Origin of the sequence: Nocardiopsis sp. NPDC006832 (genome assembly GCF_040635885.1) — a bacterium.
Taxonomy (GTDB): Bacteria; Actinomycetota; Actinomycetes; order Streptosporangiales; family Streptosporangiaceae; genus Nocardiopsis.
This window is the reverse complement of the sequence record NZ_JBEYLC010000125.1, coordinates 1-4,715: the sequence shown is the minus strand read 5'-3', so window position 1 is coordinate 4,715 and position 4,715 is coordinate 1. Positions and strand designations below refer to the sequence as shown.

Genomic DNA, 4,715 nt, shown 5'->3' with positions numbered 1-4,715 from the left:
CCTCGGCCTGGTCCGGACGGCCCCGGTCCCGGGCGTGCGCCGCTCGGACCGCGAAGGTGATCCCCGCGATGCCGAAGATCCAGTTGGCGCAGCACAACGCCGTCACCAGGTGCAGGATCAGCGCCATGGTGGAACTGTTGGCGCCTCCGCCCGCGACGGGCGAGGAGGACGTGGAGCGGTCCTCGTCGCGTTCCCTTTCGGGCGCCCGGTCCCGTCCCACGTGTTCGCGGTCCTCCCGCCCCCGGTCACGGGGGGAAGAGGCTCCGGGGGGCAGCGAAGCGTTGCTCATTCGGGGTGTCTCTCGCCGTTGGTGGTCGACAGGGCCACTCTAGTCCGTGTGGTTCGGAGCGTGAGTGGGATGGGGGTCAGGGGTCAGGGGTCGGGGGAGAGTTCGGCGACGCCGGTGACCCGGTGGAGCGCGAACCGGTGCACGGCGTCACGGGTGGTGTCGTAGGCGGTGAGGAAACCCCCGTCCACGCGGGTGGGCACGACGATCCGGCTGACCTGGCGGCCGTCGGTGTCGGTGTAGCCGATCCACACCCGTCGCTCATCGGCCAGGACCCGTTCGAGCACCTCGACGAGCGCGTTCACGCGCGCCGCCGGGCCGTCGTTCTCCGGCAGCTCCACCGGAATCCGTGCGACGTTCGTGGCCTCGTCCCCGGCGCGCAGCGCGCGGACGGCGGCGCGGGCGAGTTCCGGATCGCCCGCGTGCTCGCGGACGGGGAGCCCGTCCGGTTCGGCGCGGCGTACCTCGGGCCGACTCAATCGGATGGTCCCGTCTCCGCTCTCGGCCACCGGGTGGTAACCGAGTCGGTCCAAGCGCTCCGTCAGGGCGGCGCGGGTGAGCCCGCTGACCACGACGGTGGGGGCCAGGAGCACCAGTTCCAGATCGGTGGCCCGACGGTCGCCGACCAGTTCGGTGAGCAGGGCGGGCTCGTCGCAACGCAGATAGCTGGTGGCGGACCCGGCGCGCAGTCTGCCGTGCCTGCGCCCCACGTCCGAGATCAGGTAACGCAGTGCCTGGGGCAAGGGCGTACGCGAGTGGCGTTCCAGCATCGCGGTGAGGTCGGCGACCCCGCGTCCGGCGTCCAGCGCCCGGCGCACGGATGACTCGGTGAAGCGGTAGACCGTGGCACCGCCGGTGGACTCCACGTCCGCGGTCAAGGCGAGTTCGCGCGCCAGTTGGGTCACCAACGGACCCGGGGCCACCGCGGTCATGTCGCCCTGCACCAGCACGTAGTCCAGCGGCTGGGGCAACTCGGTGGCCAGGAGTGCCGCGGAGGCGTCCTCGTCGCCGGAGAGCCACGGGCGGGTGTGGGCGGCGAGGGCGCCCATTCCGGTCAGGCCCAGAGTGGCCGCCTCGGCCACCGTCGCCTCGACCAGTTCGGTGTACAGGGGCGACTGGCGGCGGGGATACCGCCAGGCCAGACGGGCCCTCAGGGAGTCGGCCTCCGGGACGCTCCCCGGAGCGGCCGACGCGAGTTCGGTCAGCACGTCACGGCGAACCTGCGGCGCGGCCGGGCGTGCGAGTCCCGGGCCGAGCACGTTGTGCGAGCGCCCACCGGAGTCCTGCGATCCGGCCAGGGAGGGCACCCGGTCCGAATCCGCCCAGGCCCGCGCCAAACGCGACCAGCGACGTTCCGGAGGACTCTCCCGCCACAGGTCGTACTCGCGGGTGGGCAACCATTCCCCGGACAGTCGGTCGTCGGTGGCGAGCAGCCCGGCGGCGTGGGCCGTCTCCAGGAACAGGGCGGCGGTCGTGTCGTCGGTGTCCATGCCCTGGGCGGCGCGGCGCAGGTCGCGCACGCCCAACCCCCCGTTACGCAGCACCGCGGCGGGTTCCTGGGACCAGCGTTCCAAGAGCTCCTCGATGGCGCGCAGCACCACGAAGGCCTGCCCCGCGGCGGCGCGGGAGACCGTGTCGGGATCGACGGAACGCCCTTCGAAGTCGGGCGGTGCGGTGCCGACGTCCTGGAACAGCACCCCCGAACGAAGGAACAGCCCGACCTCGCGCGGCAGCGTCAGCGTGTCGTCGCCGGTGGGCAGGAGCAGGCCACGGGCGATGAGGGAATCCACCGGTGAGGACGCCGTGGCGAGGGAGACCTCTCGTCGGGCGTCCGTGACGGTGCCGTTGGGCGGCCCCCAGGTGAGACTGTCCAGCAGTCGACGGGCGGAGGCGTCGACCTGTTCGACGAGGGCGCGTACCCGGTCGGGGTCGGACAGGGCGGTGGCGACCGACTCCACCGGCGACCCGGCGGTGGAGTGGGGGACCAGGTCGTCGGCCAGACGTTTGACCGCCCCGTGCGGCAGGGCCGCCAGCGGAACCCGCGCGGGCGGGCCCAAGCGTGCGGGGTGCGGCAGTAGCTCGCGCAGGACCTGCACCGGGCGCAGTCGGCCCCGGTCGGGCCAGATCAGGGCCAGGGACCGTAGGGCGTCCAGGGCGGTGTCGAGAGGTTCCGTTCCGAGCGTGTCGGCGGGGGTGAACCCGAGTCCGTGCGCGAGGTCGGAGGGGAGCGCGCCGACCGGTTCCGACAGGCGGTCGTCGCCCAGGGCGACCACGGACTCCAACACCTGGAGCGTGAACCGGTCCAGTCGTTCCAGGGCGCGCAGCGTCGCGTTGCGCGAGGTCGCACGGTGGGCCAGCGCCCCGATGTCCGCCGGGACCGGGCGACCCAGGTCGGGGCGGCCCCGCAGGAGGGCGGTGAGTTCCTCGTCGGAGCGGGATCGCAGCCAGGACGTGAACGTGGGGGGACGCCCCGACGTCGAATCGTCGGGGCTGTCGCTTGAGGACTCTGGCCGTGCGTTGTGCGTCATCGGTTTCAACGCTAAGCGATCTTGCTCCTTGGATCGCACCGCCTCACCAACAGGCCCCCGCGACACCGTGATCACACCGCCTCGGGCCGATTCCAGGGGGAATTCGCCGGCCGAAAATCGGTGGGGAGGGGTTAAAAGGCAGGTCAATGTGGGCCAATATGGGGCCATGACCCAGCGCTCGGAACAATTGGTACTCGACTATCTCTCCGAGGTCGGACTCGCGCTGTACGGTCGTGTCTCGGCGAAGGAACGGACCGCCTATCTGACGGCTCTGCGCGCGCGTATCGACGAGCGCAGAGGGGCGGCCGGCGACGACGTCGACACCGTGCGGCGGATCCTTCGTGGCTTCGGAGCCCCGGAACACCTCGTTCGGGAGGAGTTGACCGGGGAGGCCTTCGACCTTGAGGACGACGAGATGATCCCGGCCAGACCCAGGCACGCGGATCGACCCCCGCCGCCCTGGCGCGGTGGCCCCAGCCAAGGCTTCATGTCCCTGCTGGAGGGCCCCGGTCAGACCGAGTTGCGGATGGACGGTCGGACCAGGCGCCGCAGGTCCGGGACGATGCGCAACGGCCTTCTCCTGGTCCGCCACCACACCCCCGAAGCGGTCGCGCTCGGCGTGTTCGTGCTCGCCGGCGTGTGGTGGGACGCGGCCTTCGTGTGGGTGCTCGGAGCCGCGCTCCTGCTGCTCAGCCATGTGTGGGGGGCCCGTGAGAAGTGGGTCGGGGTGGGGTTTCCGCTCCTGGCCTGTGTGGTCGGGGTGGCCCTGTGGGACGGTGACGCGAAGTTCGTCGACCTCTACATCCAGCAGGCCCTGCCCTCGACCGGGGTTCCGGCCCTGGGCATCGCCTCCCTCGTATGCGTGCTCTACCTCTTCCCCAAGGCCGCCCGCTCCGCTCGGGCCGCCGACCGGGCCGGAGGCTGACCGAACCGGGCGACCGACCGAGCCGGGAGCCATCGCCCCGGACCCGTCCCCGCCGGTCATCGCTTGGCAAATCCTGGGGAATACCTTTTCCGGTCGGCCCGTTACGGAGCATCCACGGTCGACATCTCGGGTAGTCAGGTCCATATACCGCCGTTTTCGCTACATGGCGGTCACGTCGGGTGGTCCGGCCGCCAGCTCGGGCACCGACCCGTCGACGGAGTCCCCGATTCCGCCGAGTCCCGTCCCACACTCCGCACCCAGCGGTGACGGGGGCGACGTCGACATCCACGAGGCCCGGGTGAGCCGTATCCGGGCCTCGTTCTCATGTCCGGCCGCCACTTCCTCCCCCTACTCCGGCCACGCACAATTCCCTCTCGCCTTGGCGAGTACGCGGGTACTAGCCTTGACCCCAACTATGGAAACCAGGGGTCGCCGGGGTGGGGAAAGGGTGGACGGCACCGCTTTCCACGCCCTCGCGTCGCCCGCCAGTGAAAGCATGAGGTCACTACCGTGCCCACCGGCAAGGTCAAGTGGTACGACGGCGACAAGGGTTTCGGCTTTCTCACCCGGGACGACGGCGGTGAGGTCTTCGTCCATTCCACAGCCCTGCCCTCCGGCACCACCTCACTGCGCCCCGGTCAACGGGTCGAGTTCGGTGTGGCGGAGGGGCGTAAGGGCGCGCAGGCGCTGCAGGTGCAGCTACTGGAGACCCAGCACTCCGTGGCCAAGGCGCGGCGCAAGAAGCCCGACGAGATGGTGGTCATCACCGAGGACCTCATCAAACTCCTGGAGAACGTCTCCAACAACTACCGGCGGGGCCGACACCCCGACAAGCGCGAGGCGGGCAGGGTCGCCCAGGTACTACGTGTGGTGGCGGACGACCTGGAGGCCTGACCGGTGAGGGGTCGTGGTGGCCGTCGAGGCCGGGGAACTGGGTGGCGCCCTGGTACGGGCGGACGAAGTCGGGAACCCACGG

4 protein-coding genes are annotated in these 4,715 nt (G+C 71.1%); 2 read left to right on the top strand and 2 right to left on the bottom strand.

The features are described 5' to 3' along the window. Together ABZ717_RS28370 and ABZ717_RS28365 are read right to left on the bottom strand one after the other, a co-directional pair. The coding region (locus tag ABZ717_RS28370; RefSeq protein WP_358516271.1) for a hypothetical protein at positions 1-289 on the bottom strand (289 nt) is incomplete at its 3' end. A gap of 83 nt (positions 290-372) precedes the next feature. After that, a complete protein-coding gene (locus ABZ717_RS28365; RefSeq protein WP_358516268.1) occupies positions 373-2,814 on the bottom strand; it encodes a helicase-associated domain-containing protein in 2,442 nt (813 codons plus the stop codon). A gap of 166 nt (positions 2,815-2,980) precedes the next feature. Between ABZ717_RS28365 and ABZ717_RS28360 the strand changes: the two genes are divergently transcribed. After that, positions 2,981-3,739, top strand: coding sequence for a hypothetical protein (locus tag ABZ717_RS28360; protein ID WP_358516265.1), 759 nt, complete (start codon positions 2,981-2,983; stop codon positions 3,737-3,739). Positions 3,740-4,249: 510 nt separating this feature from the next. Next, positions 4,250-4,633: a cold-shock protein gene (locus tag ABZ717_RS28355; RefSeq protein ID WP_358516262.1), complete on the top strand. Its 384-nt coding sequence runs from the start codon at positions 4,250-4,252 to the stop codon at positions 4,631-4,633. Positions 4,634-4,715 lie beyond the last annotated feature (82 nt).